This is a genomic window from Sphingomonas aestuarii (assembly GCF_054457155.1).
On the sequence record NZ_JBTKVV010000001.1, the window covers coordinates 129121 to 144026 of the forward strand.

12 protein-coding genes and 1 pseudogene are annotated in these 14906 nt (G+C 63.9%); 7 read left to right on the plus strand and 6 right to left on the minus strand.

Going from position 1 to position 14906, the window contains the following annotated elements; all coding sequences use genetic code 11:
• Positions 1 to 87: 87 nt before the first annotated feature.
• From dusB to hflX, 7 genes and pseudogenes are all read left to right on the plus strand, one after another.
• Positions 88 to 1086 (plus strand): tRNA dihydrouridine synthase DusB, encoded by a 999-nt coding sequence (dusB, locus tag ACX0GZ_RS00660; protein ID WP_458812190.1) that lies wholly within the window; start codon positions 88 to 90, stop codon positions 1084 to 1086.
• Positions 1083 to 2168 (plus strand): two-component system sensor histidine kinase NtrB, encoded by a 1086-nt coding sequence (locus ACX0GZ_RS00665; protein ID WP_458812193.1) that lies wholly within the window; start codon positions 1083 to 1085, stop codon positions 2166 to 2168. The genes dusB and ACX0GZ_RS00665 overlap by 4 nt, the downstream gene beginning before the upstream one ends.
• Entirely contained in the window at positions 2165 to 3619 is a 1455-nt protein-coding gene (gene ntrC, locus ACX0GZ_RS00670) for a nitrogen regulation protein NR(I) (protein ID WP_458812196.1), read from the plus strand. The genes ACX0GZ_RS00665 and ntrC overlap by 4 nt, the downstream gene beginning before the upstream one ends.
• Positions 3620 to 3748: 129 nt before the next feature.
• Complete coding sequence (locus ACX0GZ_RS00675) at positions 3749 to 5932, plus strand: sensor histidine kinase NtrY-like (protein ID WP_458812199.1); 2184 nt, start codon at positions 3749 to 3751, stop codon at positions 5930 to 5932.
• Between the two features lie 6 nt (positions 5933 to 5938).
• The gene (ntrX, locus tag ACX0GZ_RS00680; RefSeq protein WP_458812202.1) at positions 5939 to 7318 is read left to right on the plus strand and encodes a nitrogen assimilation response regulator NtrX; all 1380 of its coding nucleotides are present in this window, start codon (positions 5939 to 5941) and stop codon (positions 7316 to 7318) included.
• A gap of 134 nt (positions 7319 to 7452) precedes the next feature.
• A pseudogene (hfq, locus tag ACX0GZ_RS00685) lies at positions 7453 to 7947 on the plus strand (RNA chaperone Hfq); the annotation flags it as partial.
• A complete protein-coding gene (gene hflX / locus ACX0GZ_RS00690) occupies positions 7944 to 9236 on the plus strand; it encodes a GTPase HflX (protein WP_458812205.1) in 1293 nt (430 codons plus the stop codon). The pseudogene hfq and the gene hflX, both read left to right, overlap by 4 nt.
• Positions 9237 to 9329: 93 nt before the next feature.
• On the opposite strand, the gene mazG is transcribed toward hflX, so the two are convergent.
• The 6 genes from mazG to metG all read right to left on the minus strand — a co-directional run bounded on the left by mazG (position 9330) and on the right by metG (position 14828).
• A complete protein-coding gene (gene mazG / locus ACX0GZ_RS00695) occupies positions 9330 to 10070 on the minus strand; it encodes a nucleoside triphosphate pyrophosphohydrolase (protein WP_458812208.1) in 741 nt (246 codons plus the stop codon).
• A gap of 134 nt (positions 10071 to 10204) precedes the next feature.
• Positions 10205 to 11020, minus strand: coding sequence for a MipA/OmpV family protein (locus ACX0GZ_RS00700; RefSeq protein WP_458812211.1), 816 nt, complete (start codon positions 11018 to 11020; stop codon positions 10205 to 10207).
• Positions 11021 to 11052: 32 nt separating this feature from the next.
• A complete protein-coding gene (locus tag ACX0GZ_RS00705) occupies positions 11053 to 11703 on the minus strand; it encodes a retropepsin-like aspartic protease family protein (RefSeq protein WP_458812214.1) in 651 nt (216 codons plus the stop codon).
• Positions 11700 to 12470 (minus strand): MBL fold metallo-hydrolase, encoded by a 771-nt coding sequence (locus tag ACX0GZ_RS00710; protein WP_458813264.1) that lies wholly within the window; start codon positions 12468 to 12470, stop codon positions 11700 to 11702. Before ACX0GZ_RS00710 ends, ACX0GZ_RS00705 begins: the two co-directional genes overlap by 4 nt.
• Before the next feature lie 19 nt (positions 12471 to 12489).
• Positions 12490 to 13269, minus strand: a complete 780-nt coding sequence (locus ACX0GZ_RS00715) for a TatD family hydrolase (RefSeq protein WP_458812216.1) — start codon at positions 13267 to 13269, stop codon at positions 12490 to 12492.
• Positions 13269 to 14828: a methionine--tRNA ligase gene (metG, locus tag ACX0GZ_RS00720; RefSeq protein ID WP_458812218.1), complete on the minus strand. Its 1560-nt coding sequence runs from the start codon at positions 14826 to 14828 to the stop codon at positions 13269 to 13271. The genes ACX0GZ_RS00715 and metG overlap by 1 nt, the downstream gene beginning before the upstream one ends.
• Positions 14829 to 14906 lie beyond the last annotated feature (78 nt).

The window sequence follows — 14906 nt, forward strand, 5'->3', positions numbered from 1 at the left end:
CACCTGCTAGCCGAGCACAGGCCATGCCGCCAGCCTTGCACGCACCCGGCGCTTCGACTATGGCCTGCCTGTTTTTCAGGCACATCGATGACCACGCTCAAGCCCATCCAGATCGGACCCGTCCGGATCGACGCCCCCGTCCTGCTCGCGCCGATGACCGGCGTGACCGATTTGCCGTTCCGCAAACTGGTGCGCCGCTATGGTTCCGGGCTGAACGTGACCGAGATGATCGCCAGCCAGGCCGCGATCCGCGAGACGCGCCAATCGATCCAGAAGGCGGCATGGGATCCGATCGAGGAACCGGTGTCGATGCAGCTCGTCGGCTGCACGCCCAAGGAAATGGGCGAGGCCGCCAAGCTGAACGAGGATCGCGGTGCGGCGATCATCGACATCAACATGGGCTGTCCGGTGCGCAAGGTAACGAACGGCGACGCCGGTTCCGCGCTGATGCGCGATCTGGACCATGCCGCGCATCTGATCCGCGAAACCGTCGATGCCGTGAGCGTTCCGGTGACGCTCAAGATGCGGATGGGCTGGTGTCATGACAGCCTGAACGCGCCGGAACTGGCCAAGATCGCCGAACAGCTGGGCGTCAAGATGGTGACCGTCCACGGACGGACCCGCAATCAGATGTACAAGGGCTCCGCCGACTGGGCGTTCATCCGCCGGGTGAAGGATGCGGTGTCGATCCCCGTCATCGCCAATGGCGATATCTGTACGCTGGAGGACGCCGACGCCGCGCTCGAACAATCGGGTGCGGACGGCATCATGATCGGGCGTGGGGCCTACGGAAAGCCCTGGCTGCTCGGCCAGATGATGGCCTGGCTGACCGAAGGCAAGCGCCTCGCCGATCCCAGCCTCGACGAACAATATCTGACCATTGCAGAACATTATGACGCGATGCTCGACCATTATGGCGACGTCACCGGCGTCAACATGGCGCGCAAGCATATCGGCTGGTATACCAAGGGGTTGAGCGGATCGGCGGAGTTCCGCAACAAGGTCAACCAGGTGCCCGATGCGCGCGTCGTCAAGACGATGCTTGCCGATTTCTACGCGCCCTATCGTGCCCGCGCGGCAGCATGAACGACGCGGCGAAGGCGCCTCGCTTCGCCGAACTCTTCGCCGCGCTGCCGGTCGCGACGCTGGTGCTCGATCCCGACGGTCGCATCGCCCACGCCAACGGCGCTGCCGAACATGTCCTTGGCTTTTCCGAACGCGCACTTATCGGCAAACCGCTCGACGCGGCGATCGCGCCGCCTTCGGGCTATGCCGCGCGGCGGGAGGGGCACGGTTTCGCCGCCTATGATGTCGATATGGAACGGGTGCGCGGCGGGCGGCTGCGCGGCGATTTCGTCGAGACCTTGGTGGTCGATCACGACGGTTGGCGGATCGTCACCCTGCACGAAGCCCCGCAATCGCGCCGCTTGGGCCACGGCCCCGAACGCAGCGCGGGCGCACGCGCAGCGATCGGCGCGGCGGCGATGCTGGCGCATGAGATCAAGAACCCGCTGTCGGGCATTCGCGGTGCGGCGCAACTGATTGCGAGCGGCATCGACGATGTCGAACCGCTGACGACCCTGATTACCACCGAAGTCGATCGGATCGCCGCGCTGATCGACCGGATGGAGGATTTCACTCACGACCGCCCGCTGCGGCTGTCGCCCGCTAACATCTATCCGTTGCTCGGCCATGTCCGTCGGCTCGCCGATGCCGGGTTCGCGCGCGGGACGACGCTCGTCGAGCGGTACGATCCCTCTCTCCCCCCGGTGATGGTCGATGCCGATGCGTTTCAACAGATCATGCTGAATCTGTTGAAAAACGCCGCCGAAGCCATTGAAAAAACGAACGAGCCTAAGATCGTCATCGCCACCGCCTATCGCCACGGCATGGCCGCCAGCCCCGCGCCCGGCCAGCCGCGCCGTCCGCTGCCGATCGAAATCGCAGTGATCGACAATGGCCCCGGCGCGCCCGAGGATATCGTCGAACATCTGTTCGAACCGTTCGTGACGGGCAAGCGCGAGGGAAGGGGGCTTGGCCTCCCCCTCGTCGAAAAGCTGGTCGGCGACATGGGCGGAATCGTCCAATATGATCGTGAGGGCGATCCGCCGCACACCATCTTCCGCATCCTGCTCCCCAGAGCCGTTCAGGGAACCACGCCGCAATGACGCGCCAGGCCACGATCCTCGTCATCGACGACGACGCCGCGATCCGCACCGTGGTCGGCCATGCGTTGCGCCGCGACGGTCACCGGGTGGTCGTGGTAGACAGCCTGAAGGCCGCACGCTCCGAACTGGCGGCGGGCCTGCCCGACGTGCTGATTACCGATGTGGTGCTGCCCGACGGCGACGGGCTGGACCACGCCGCGACACTGGCGGAAGAGCATCCCGGATTGCCGGTCATCGTCTTTTCCGCGCGCAACACGCTTGCGACCGCGGTGCGCGCGAGCGAAGTCGGTGCGTTCGATTATCTGCCCAAACCGTTCGACCTCGACACCCTGTCGACCGCGGTCAGCGGCGCGCTGGCGCGCAGCGCCGGGCCGCCGGTGGATAGGGGCGACGATGACGGGGCAGGGCCGCTGATCGGGCGGTCGCCCGCGATGCAGGACGTGTACCGGATCATCGCGCGCGTCGTCTCGAACGACCTGACCGTGCTGATCTCCGGCGAATCGGGAACCGGCAAGGAACTGGTCGCGCGCGCGGTGCACGATCTGGGCGCGCGCAGGGGGGGGCCGTTCGTCGCGCTCAACATGGCGGCAATCCCGCGCGAGTTGATCGAGGCGGAGTTGTTCGGTCACGAACGCGGCGCGTTCACCGGCGCGCAGGCGCGGGTCGCGGGCAAGTTCGAACAGGCGGCGGGCGGCACCCTGTTCCTCGACGAAATCGGCGACATGCCGATGGAGGCGCAGACGCGGCTGCTCCGCGTCCTCCAGTCGGGCGAATTCACCACCGTCGGCGGCGCGCGCACGATTCGCGCGGATGTCCGCATCGTCGCGGCGACCAACAAGGATCTGTCGGCGCTGGTCGCATCGAACCAGTTTCGCGAAGACCTGTTCTACCGGCTGAACGTCGTCCCCGTCACGCTTCCGCCGCTGCGCGAACGGCGGCAGGACATTGCGTTGCTCGCCAGCCATTTCCTCGACCGGGCGGCGGCGGACGGCCTGCCGCGAAAGCGGCTCGACGAACCGGCAATCGCCCTGCTCGAAGCGCATGGCTGGCCGGGCAATGTCCGCGAGCTGGAAAATGTGATGCGCAGACTCGCCGCCCTCAGTCGCGACGAAGTGGTGGGGGCGGGGGAATTGCGGTTGCTGCTCGCCGATGGCGTCATGACGCCAAGCGCTCCGCCCGCGTCGCTCCCGGCAGAGGCGATCGAGACCGCCGTACGCGCCCGCATTGCCGAAATCGCGCGCGAAACGCCCGCCGCGCTGGAGGATGGCACGCTTTACGACCGCATCATCGCCGATGTCGAACGCCCGCTGATCGAAGCGATGCTGGCACGGCATGGCGGCAACCAGCTTCGCGCGGCGAAAGCGATGGGCATCAACCGCAATACGCTGCGCAAACGGCTCGACGATCTGGGCATCGACAGCCACCCACCGCGCCGAACCGGTAACGAGTAGCGCTAGACCGCCGCCGATTGTGTGTTCTCTTGGCAACAATCCCGTTGTATCATCGCAACGATGACTGTTGCCGATGCGCCATTGGTTGGAGAGGAAACGCGACTTGGTCGTCGTATCCCTTTAGCGAAAATGGCGGAAGGCGGCGTGATTGTTGTGATCGTCGGCGTCGCGATCGTCACTTACTTGACGATCGCCGGGGCAGTCGCAGCAGACCGTCTGTTGTCGCCTGCGCTCTTCGCGTTTTTCCTGGTCGCCAATCTTATTCCTGCCGTCGCGCTGCTGGTGCTTGTAGGTCGGCGCATTGCGCGCTGGCGCGCGGTTCGATCGTCAATTGGCGGCAGCAAGCTTCACAGTCGTCTGGTTGCCACCTTCTCCTTATTGGCGAGCATTCCCATCGTCCTGACGGTGATCGCGGCATCGGTGATGTTTCAGTCCGGCGTACAGCTTTGGGGGTCTGAACGAGCGCGAAGCGCGTTCGAATCAACCATCGACTTGGTTCGCGAGGGGCAGAAGGTCGTGGCCCAACGTTGGACCAACGAAGCGCGGACGATGGTCGGTGATATCCAGCGCGAATATGATGCGATTCCCGAAGGTTCTGAGGAATTCGAGCGCTTTTTCCTCCAGCAGATTTTTCTGCGGTCTTTCTATCAGGCGGTATTGTTTCAAATACCTGACGGCCAGACGGTCGATCCGCTTTACGCCTACGAACAACCCGACGCTCAGATCTTTGTTGAGCGGGTAAATGGTAGAATTCTAAGCCTGCTCGATCGCAACGACAGCACTTACATCGATTTCAACCGCGACATCTTGTGGGTCGTCACGCCGGTCGATCGGACCCAAAACCTGTTTCTCTATGTCGCTACCCCCGTCAATGCGGATTTCCTGACAGCACAGACCGGGTCGGCGCGCGAGGTGGTGCGCGATTATGAAACCTTGCAAAGCCGGTCGCGTTCGCTCCAGCTCACCTTTGCGCTAATGTTATATGGCGTGGCGTTGCTGATCATTGCGCTCGTTATCTACATTGCGATGCTTGTCGCGGATCGCCTCGTCCGCCCGGTTGATCAGTTGGTCGATGCGTCGCAGCGCGTCTCCGAAGGCGATCTGACAGCTCGGGTGCCGACCTTCGACGATCCCGATGAACTTGGCCGGCTCGGTATTGCATTCAACACGATGACCGATCAGCTCCAGCAGCAGACCAACGCGCTCGTCTCCGCCAATTCGCAGATCGAATCGCGCCGTGCGCTGATCGAGGCGGTGATGGAGGGGGTTACCGCGGGCGTGGTGTCGGTGGGCGCGGACCGCTCCATCCGCCTCATCAACAGCTCCGCCCTGTCGATGCTGCGCGCAGGCGAGGGGACCGCGCTTGGCAAACCCCTCGGCGACGTCGCCCCCGAACTCGACCATCTGCTCGACAGCGACAGTCGCGAGGCGGTGGTGCAATTGACCACCGGCGGCGAGGCGCGGACGCTGGCGGTAAAGATCGCAAGCGACGGCGCGGGGCGCATCCTGACGTTCGACGACATCACCCAGCAACTGCTCGATCAGCGGCGTGCCGCCTGGTCGGACGTCGCGCGGCGCATCGCGCATGAGATCAAGAATCCTCTGACCCCGATCCAGCTTGCCGCCGAGCGCCTCCAGCGCCGTTATGGCAAGCAGATCGAGGCCGATGACGGCACTTTTGCGCGGCTGACCGAAACCATCGTCCGCCAGGTCGGGGACCTGCGCCGGATGGTCGACGAATTCTCGTCCTTTGCGCGGATGCCCAAGCCGGTGTTTCGCGAGGAATCGGTCGTCGATCTCGCCCGCCAGTCGCTGTTCCTGCACGAAGTCGCGCATCCCGCGATCCGCTTCACGCTCGATCACGGCGGCATCGCGCCCAGCCTGATCTGCGACCGCCGCCAGATCGGCCAGGCGCTGACCAACATCGTCAAGAACGCGGTCGAGGCGGTCGAGGCGCGCGACTACGAACCCGGCAAGGGCGAGATCAGCGTGACGCTGAGCGAAGGCGACGCGCATCAGGTGCTGGTCGAGATCGCCGACAACGGCGTCGGCCTGCCGCTCGAACGCGACCGCATCGTCGAACCCTATATGACGACGCGTGCGCGCGGGACGGGTTTGGGCCTCGCGATCGTCAAAAAAATCGTCGACGAACATTTCGGAACGATTGCCTTTGCCGATCGGGCAGGGGGCGGCACCGTCGTCACCCTGTGCTTCGACGCCGCGCTGCTCGCGAACATGGCGGGCGTCGATGAGGACGAAGGGGGAGCGGGCGAAGCGCGGCCCGCCATGCTGACGCGCAACTCCAATGGTTGATGTGACATGAAACTCGATATTCTGGTCGTCGACGACGAAACCGACATCCGCGAACTGGTCGCGGGCGTGCTGGAGGATGAGGGCTACGACACGCGTGGCGCCGCCGACAGCGATGCCGCGCTTGAGGCAATCGCGACGCGCCGCCCCAGCCTGGTCTTGCTCGACGTCTGGCTTCAGGGGTCGCGGCTCGACGGGCTAGACCTGCTCGACGAGATCAAGCGGCGCGATCCGTCGATCCCGGTGCTGGTCATCTCGGGCCACGGCAATCTGGACACCGCGGTCGCGGCGATCCGGCGCGGGGCGTCCGATTTCATCGAAAAGCCGTTCGAGGCCGAGCGCCTGCTGCTGATGGTCGAACGCGCGACCGAGACCGAGCGGCTGCGCCGCGAAGTCGCGGCGCTGCGCGCTTCGGCGGGACGAGAGGACGACCTGACCGGCAGTTCGACCGCGATCAACGCGGTGCGCGCGACGTTGAAGCGCGTCGCGGGCACCGGCAGCCGGGTTCTGATTACCGGCGGCCCCGGCGTCGGCAAGGAAGTCGCCGCGCGGCTGCTCCACGGATGGAGCCAGCGCGCCACCGGCCCGTTCGTCATCGTCAGCGCCGCGCGGATGACGCCCGAGCGCGTCGAGGAGGAATTGTTCGGCGTCGAACGCGAAGGCGACATGGTCCATCCCGGCCTGCTCGAACAGGCGCATGGCGGCACGTTGTTCCTCGACGAGATCGCCGACATGCCGGTCGCGACCCAGGCGCGCATCCTGCGCGTGCTGACCGACCAGAGCTTCACCCGCGTCGGCGGCCAGCGGATGGTGAAGGTCGATGTCCGTGTCGTCTCGGCCACCGCGCGCGACCTTACCTTGGAAATCGCCGAGGGTCGGTTCCGCGAGGATTTATACTATCGTTTGAATGTCGTACCGGTGGTTATTCCCGCGCTGTGCGAACGGCGCGAGGATATTCCGCCGCTGGTCGAACATTTCGTCGCGCATTACGCCAACGAACGCCGCGTGCCGACGCCGGAGATCGCGCCCGATGCGATCGTCGCGCTGCAATCCTATGAATGGCCCGGCAATGTCCGCCAGCTTCGCAACGTTGTCGAACGCACGATCATCATGGCGCCGGGCAACCGCATCGGCCGGATCGACGTCGATTTGCTTCCCGCCGAAGTGCTTGGTCCGCCCGAGGGGGTGGACGGCGATTTCGGCAGCAACGTCGTGATGGGGGCGCCGCTGCGCGAAGCCCGCGAGACGTTCGAACGGCAATATCTGCGCGTTCAGATCCGTCGCTTCTCGGGCAATATTTCGCGCACGGCGAGCTTCATCGGAATGGAGCGGTCGGCGCTACACCGCAAGCTCAAGATCCTGGGCATCACCGAAACGCGCGAGGATTAAGGACGGTGGTGCTGGACGAACCGGGTCCGCAACCCTAGATTGCGAACGCAACTCGCCACGGGGGCGGGGCGTTCGACGCCGGATGCCGGCGCATTGCGGGGCCATGACCTCGCCAAGAAAATAAAGGGCAAAAGTCGATGGCCGAAAAACAAAGCTCGCTGCAAGACCTGTTTCTGAACGCGCTCCGCCGTTCCAAAACGCCGGTGACCATGTTCCTGGTAAAAGGCGTGAAGCTCCAGGGGATCGTCACCTGGTTCGACAATTTCTCGGTGTTGCTGCGCCGCGACGGCCAGTCGCAGTTGATCTACAAGCACGCGATCTCGACCATCATGCCCGCGGGTCAGGCCGATCTCGACTCCATCGTGAAGCAGGTCGCCGAACAGCAGCACAAAAACCCGTTGCTCCAGGAAATCTTCCTCAATGCGGTGCGCAAGAGCGGCGACAATGTGACGATGTTTCTGGTCAACGGCGTCATGCTTCAGGGGCATATCGCCGCGTTCGACTTGTTCTGCATGTTGCTCCAGCGCGAAGGCATGTCCCAGCTCGTCTACAAACATGCGGTATCGACCATTCAGCCCGCCAACCCGCTCAACCTCGCCGAAGAGCAAGCATCGCTGGACCAGGATTGACCACCGGATTTGAACGCGACGCGCGTGAATTCGCGCGCGGTGCCAGGGCTATCGTCGTGCTGCCGGACACCGGCGGCGCGACGCGCGATGCCGAGGCGCGGGTGGAGGAAAGCGCAGGCCTTGCGCTCGCCATCGGGCTGGAAGTCGTGGGCAAGACAGTGCTTCGCGTTCGCCAGCCAAAGCCGGCGACGCTGATCGGCAGCGGCCAGGCGGACGAACTCGCTGCCGATGTCCGCGACTTGTCGGCCGATCTTGCCATATTCGACGCCAGCCTGACTCCGGTTCAGCAGCGCAATCTGGAAACCGTGTTGGGGTGCAAGGTCATCGACCGCACCGGCCTGATCCTCGAAATCTTCGGCGAACGTGCGGCGACTGCGGAGGGGCGGTTGCAGGTCGAACTCGCGCATCTCGATTATCAGTCGGGGCGACTGGTGCGCAGCTGGACCCACTTGGAACGCCAGCGCGGCGGTTTCGGCTTTCTGGGCGGTCCCGGCGAAACCCAGATCGAGGCCGACCGGCGGATGATCCGCGACCGCATGGCCCGGCTGCGCCGCGAACTCGATCAGGTCGGGCGCACGCGCTCGCTCCACCGCGACCGGCGCCAGCGCGCACCGTGGCCGGTGGTGGCGCTGGTCGGCTATACCAATGCCGGAAAGTCCACTCTTTTCAATCGCTTGACCGGATCCGACGTCATGGCGAAGGATTTGTTGTTCGCGACCCTCGACCCGACATTGCGGCAAGTGCGTCTGCCCGGCATCGACAAGGCGATCCTGTCCGACACGGTGGGGTTCGTCAGCGATCTGCCGACCCAACTGGTCGCCGCGTTCAAGGCGACGCTCGAAGAAGTCGTGTCGGCCGATCTGCTGCTCCACGTCCGCGACGTCGCGCATCCCGATACCGAAGCGCAGGCAGCCGATGTCGAAAAGGTGCTGGCCGAACTGGGCGTGGATGACGAAACGCCGCGGTTCGAGGCATGGAACAAGCTCGACCTGCTCGACAACGAACGGCGCGAGGCATTGAACGCGGAAGCGCCGCGGCGCGACGATGTGGTGGCAATCTCCGCACTGACGGGGGAGGGCGTGGACCTGCTCGTCGAGACGGTCGCCGATCGGCTGACCGTCGGGCATCGCCGCTATCAGATCGCGCTCGATGCGGGCGACGGCGCGGCGGCAGCATGGCTGCACGCGCATGGCGAGGTGCTGGACCAGTGGGTCGATGGCGCGCAGATCGGCTATGAAGTGCGAATGGCGCCCAGCGATTTCGACCGGTTCAGTCGCCGCGAAGCGTAGAGCCACGCCGTATTGATCCGTTCGAGACCAACGCTGAAAGGGTGATCGACGGCAAATCACCGCACTATCGGAACATGCTCCGATAGTGGCGCATCATTGCGACGCGCGCTTTGCCTGCTGCCACAGTACTTCCTTTTCATCGAGGGACAGCGACTGGAACGCGTCACCGCCCGCTTGCTCGATGCTGCGGAAACGCCGCTCGAACTTGCCGTTGGCCAGACGCAACGCCGATTCCGGGTCGACGCCCAGATGCCGTGCCCAGTTGACGACCGCGAACAGCAGGTCGCCGACTTCTTCGGCGCGGGTGGCGTCGTCGGCATGTTCGATTTCTTCGATTTCCTCGGCGATCTTCGCCTTGGGGCCGCGTTCGTCGGGCCAGTCGAACCCGGTGCGCGCCGCGCGCTTCTGAAGTTTTTCGGCGCGCAGCAGCGCGGGCAGGCCGAGCGCCACGCCATCAAGCGCGCTGGTCGCGCCTTTGGAATCGCGTTCCTCGGCCTTGATTTGTTCCCACAAATGGTGTCCGCCATCGCCACGGTCACCGAAAATATGCGGGTGCCGGCGCTCCATCTTGTCGCTGATCGCCGTGATCACATCGCTCAGGTCGAACGCGCCGATTTCTTCGGCCATTCGCGCGTGGAAGACGACCTGAAGCAGCAAGTCGCCGAGTTCGTCCTTCAGGTCTTCCAGATCGCCGCGCTGGCATGCATCGGCGACTTCATAGGCTTCCTCAATCGTGTAGGGCGCGATCGTCTCGAACGTCTGGGCACGGTCCCATTCGCACCCGGTCTTCGGGTCGCGCAAGCGCGCCATGATGCGGGTAAGCCGTTCGATCATGCATCGGCGCTACAGGACGAGAGGGCGCCGTGACAACCGCCCTCCCGCACATCATGGTGCAATATCGATAATATATATTATGTAAATCTTCGGATGCGTTTATGGATCGAGCGCCTTTACCGGTGGCAATCCCCTCACAACCTCAGATCGAACGTATAAGTCGCCGCAACGCCCGCGTAGAACTGATTCTCCGACCCGAAATTCCGAACGATCGGCGATTCATCGCCTGCGCCGACCAGGCGATCATATCCAGCCTGACCGTAAACGCCCCAGCGATCGGTCAGCTGATAATGGCCCGACGCCTGAAGCCCGACGGCGTAGAGCCCGCCATCGGGCGCATAGGCGTTGAGGCCGGTGCGGAGCGCGACGTCGGGCGCGACGCCGAAATAGCGCCCCTCGAATTCACCGTCGCCAAATCGTGCGCGCGGGCCGATGCCCATCACCAGCTTCTGGTCGGCACTACGAAGGACATAATCGACCGCCACGTCGCCGACAAAGCCGTCATGCCCATTGATACCGATCCGCGCTTCGCCGCGCAGGCGAATGGCTGGCGTCGCATAGGCCTCGACGAAGATGCCGGGTTCCAGCCCGACCTTGATGTCGCCCACCGCGGCGCCGACGTCCGATTCGCGACGCTTTGCGCGGAAATTGAAGGTCGGACCGATGCTGAAATTTCCGCTGCGGATCAGCCGGATTCCGGGACTGTCGTCCGACGCGCTATAGGGCATTGGCTCGCCGGGACGCCGAATCTTGCCAAACGGCAGCGGAAACACTGTATAGTCGTCAGAGCCGAGATGCTTCGGTCCAACTTGTGCGCCCAGACCGACTGTGATGACGCGGTCACGACCATCGCCGTCCTGCGCGCTCGCGGCAGTCGGCGTGGCCACGGCGGCGAATGCGATAATAGCGGCGCGGCGCACGGGCCGCTTGATGATCGCGCGAAATGCCATAAATTCCCTGCCCTTATCCCTGCTCGCAACGATCATGTTTCGACAGTCGAACCCGATCCCGCGGCGTCGGTAGCGTTTGTCGGCGCAGTTGGTTCCAGGATCAATACCCCCTGCTCCACCCGCCAGCCGTGCAGCCGCGACAAAACGTTCATGCCGATGACGTTCAGATCGCTGTCGCCGGGCAGGATCACCGCCGCGACATCGCGCATCGTCATGTTGCCGATCGTCAGCGTCTCGATGGTCGCGCGCTGCGCCGCCATCGTCCCACCGGCGGTTTGAAGAATGACGGGGAAGCCACTGACAACAGGCTCTATTCCGGCCTCCGCCGCGGTTTGTTCAGACAGCACGGTCAGCGTCGCGCCGCTGTCAATCAGCAGCCGTTTGTCGATACCGTCAATGTTCACATTCGCCCAGTAATGGCCGTCGATCGATCTCCGGATACGCACCGTGTCGCCATCGACCGTCTGCTCGGCGATGCCCAGCGATTCCAGCCCGCCTCGCGCGATCGCGCCCAGTTCTTCGCGGCGGTCGATGATCAGGAACAAGATCAGCGCGATCAGCGCCCAAGCAAGCAGTGATTTAAGGGCGAACCCGATCGATACGCGTCGCACGGACAGCGCCGAAATCACCAGCACCAGCGCGCCGATTCCCCATAGCAGATGGACCGTATCGAACCCGCTCACGCCACCAACTCCATGCCGTCATAACCGGGCTCGACACCCGGCGGGAGTGTGTTCTTTAGCGCGGCATAGTCCATCGAATTGTCCATATGCACAAGCGCCGCACGCCGGGGGCTGCATTCGGCGATCCATCCCAATGTCGCGTCCAGGTGCGGATGCGTCGGATGCGGTTCGCGTCGAAGCGCATCGACGACCCATATGTCCAGTCCGCCATACAGGTCGCGCATGTCGCTGGTAAATTCATGGAAGTCGGTGGCGTAACCGATTGCCTTGCCGTCTTTTTCGAATTTGAGGCCAGTCGCGAAAATGTCGCCATGCGGCTGATCGACGCTGGTGACGTCGATGTCGCCGATGCGCCGCCTCTCGCCCAGCGGTTCGATCGTCGCGGTGGCGCGGTATCCGCCGCCGCCGTCGAACACATAATCGAACCGGTGGTTCAACCGTCGGATCGTCTTTGGATGCGCGAAGCCCGTAACCGGACGACGCATAATGTGAAAAATCTGCCTCAGATCGTCGATGCCGTGCGTGTGATCGGCATGGTCGTGGGTCCAGATCACCGCATCGAGGCGATCGACCCTCGCCGCGTTCAGCTGTTCGCGCATGTCGGGGCTGGTGTCGATCAAGATGCGCGTGGTTTCGCTTTCGACCAGCACCGACGCCCGCGTCCGTCGGTTGCGCGGCTCGCCCGGATCGCACTGGCCCCAGTCATTCCCGATCCGCGGAACGCCTGAGGAGGTCCCGGAGCCGAGAATGCGGATTTTCAACATGATAGGGCGTTATATGGCGCGATCACGTCAGCGTCTTGGCGAACAGGGTGTGGAAATTAACGCGGGTCCGCTCGGCCAGCTCGTCGGCGTCCTCTCCGCGCAACTCGGCGAGAAAGCGACAGGTATCGGCGACGAAGGCCGGCTCCCCCGGCTTGCCGCGATGCGGGACGGGGGCCAGAAAAGGCGCGTCGGTTTCGATCAACAGCCGCTCGATCGGCAGCCATCTGGCCGTATCCTGCAAATCGCGTGCATTCTTGAACGTGACGATGCCGGAAATCGAGATATAAAAGCCCAAATCCAGTGTCTTGCGCGCGAAATCCCCACTGGCGGTGAAGCAGTGGATGACGCCGGGATAGGCCTCCTTCGCCATTTCGTCGGCCAATATCTCGGCGGTATCGTCCTCCGCGTCGCGGGTGTGGACGATGATCGGCAAGCCGGTGTCGCGCGACGCGGCGATATGGCTGCGAAAGCTCGCGCGCTGACGGTCGCGGTCGCTATGGTCGTAATAATAATCGAGGCCGCTTTCACCAATCCCGACGACGCGGGGATGCGCGGCGCGCTCGACCAGCTTGGCGGTGTCGATATCGGGATGCCGGTCGGCTTCATGCGGATGGATACCCACCGTCGCCCAGACGTCGGCTTCGCGCTCGGCGACGCCCAGCACATCGTCCCATTCGCTTTCGCGCGTCGCGATGTTGAGCATCGCGCTGACACCCGACGCCCGCGCGGATGCCAGAACCTCGCCCTGTCGCTCGGCCAGGCCCTTATAGTTCAGATGACAATGGCTGTCGGCTAACCGCATCAGGCGGGTTCTTCCTCGATCACTTCGCGTCTCGGAAAGATGGGGGTTGGCGGCGCGATGCGAAACCCCCGATCTTGCAGCGCGGCATACCAGCCATCGCGATCCTCGAGCGCGACATGGCTGCGATCGTCGACGCCAAGCTGACCGAGCAAGGTCGCGGCCGAGGTCGGCACCACCGGCAGGATGGTGACGCCCAGGCTGCGGATCGCGCGCAGCAGCGTGCCCAGCACGGCGTTCATCCGTTCGGGATCGGTCTTGCGTAAGGCCCAAGGCGCCTGCGTGTCGATATAGGCGTTGCACGCGAACACGCCGCGCATCCATGCCTCGACCCCTTGCGTCAGCGCCAGGTCGGCAAATTGTGTGCGAAACTCGGCGCAGGCGGCATCGACGGTATCGAGCAATTCGGTATCCGCCGCATCGGCGCGCCCTGCGTCCGGAAGAGCACCGTCGAGATTTTTGGCAATGAACGCCAGCGTCCGCTGCGCCAGATTGCCGAAGCTGTTGGCAAGGTCGGCATTGGCTCGTGTCACGATTGCCTCGGCCGAAAAGCTGCCGTCTTGCCCGAACGACACGTCGCGCATCAGGAAATAGCGCAGCGAGTCGACGCCATATCGTTCGGCCAAAGTCATCGGGTCGACGACATTGCCGCTCGACTTCGACATCTTCTCCCCTCGATTGAGGAGGAAGCCGTGGCCGTAAACCTGCCTGGGCAGCGCGACCTTCGCAGACATCAGGAAGGCCGGCCAGTAAACCGCGTGAAACCGCACGATATCCTTGCCGATCAGGTGGATATCGGCGGGCCAATACTTCGCCATCCGGTCGGCATCGTCGGGATAGCCCGCGCCGGTCAGGTAATTGGTCAGCGCATCGACCCAGACATACATGACATGGCCGTCCGATCCCGGCACCGGGACTCCCCAGTCGAAACTGGTGCGCGACACCGACAGATCGACCAGACCGCCCTCGACGAAGCGGATCACTTCGTTGCGGCGGCTTTCGGGGCGGATGAAGTCGGGATTGGCGGCGTAGAAATCGAGCAAGGGCTGCTGATATTTGGACAGACGGAAGAACCAAGTTTCCTCCGTGGTCCATTCGACAGGCGTGCCCTGAGGCGACAGCTTCGCGCCCCCTTCCCCGTCGGTCAGTTCCTTTTCCTCGTAAAAGGCTTCGTCGCGAACCGAATACCAGCCTTCGTAACGGTCGAGATAGAGGTCACCAGCATCCGCCATCGCCTGCCAGATCGCCTGGCTTGCGCGATAATGCGCGGGCTCGACAGTGCGGATGAAACGATCGCACGAAATATCCAGATCGCGTGCCATCGCATCGAAATGGCTCGACATTTCGTCCGCGAGCGCGCGCACTTCGACGCCGCGCCCGCGCGCGGTCTGGACCATTTTCAGGCCATGTTCGTCGGTGCCGGTCTGAAAGAACACGTCGCGGCCAGCCTGGCGTTGAAAGCGCGCAATCGCGTCGGCGGCGATCATTTCATAGGCATGGCCGATATGCGGTTTGCCGTTGGGGTAATGGATCGCGGTGGTGATGTAGAAAGGATCGGCCATGCGGTGGGCCTTATCGCGGGGAAAGGCGGAAGCCAATGGACCACCCTGCCGTTGGACCACATTCCCGCTCGTTTGGAG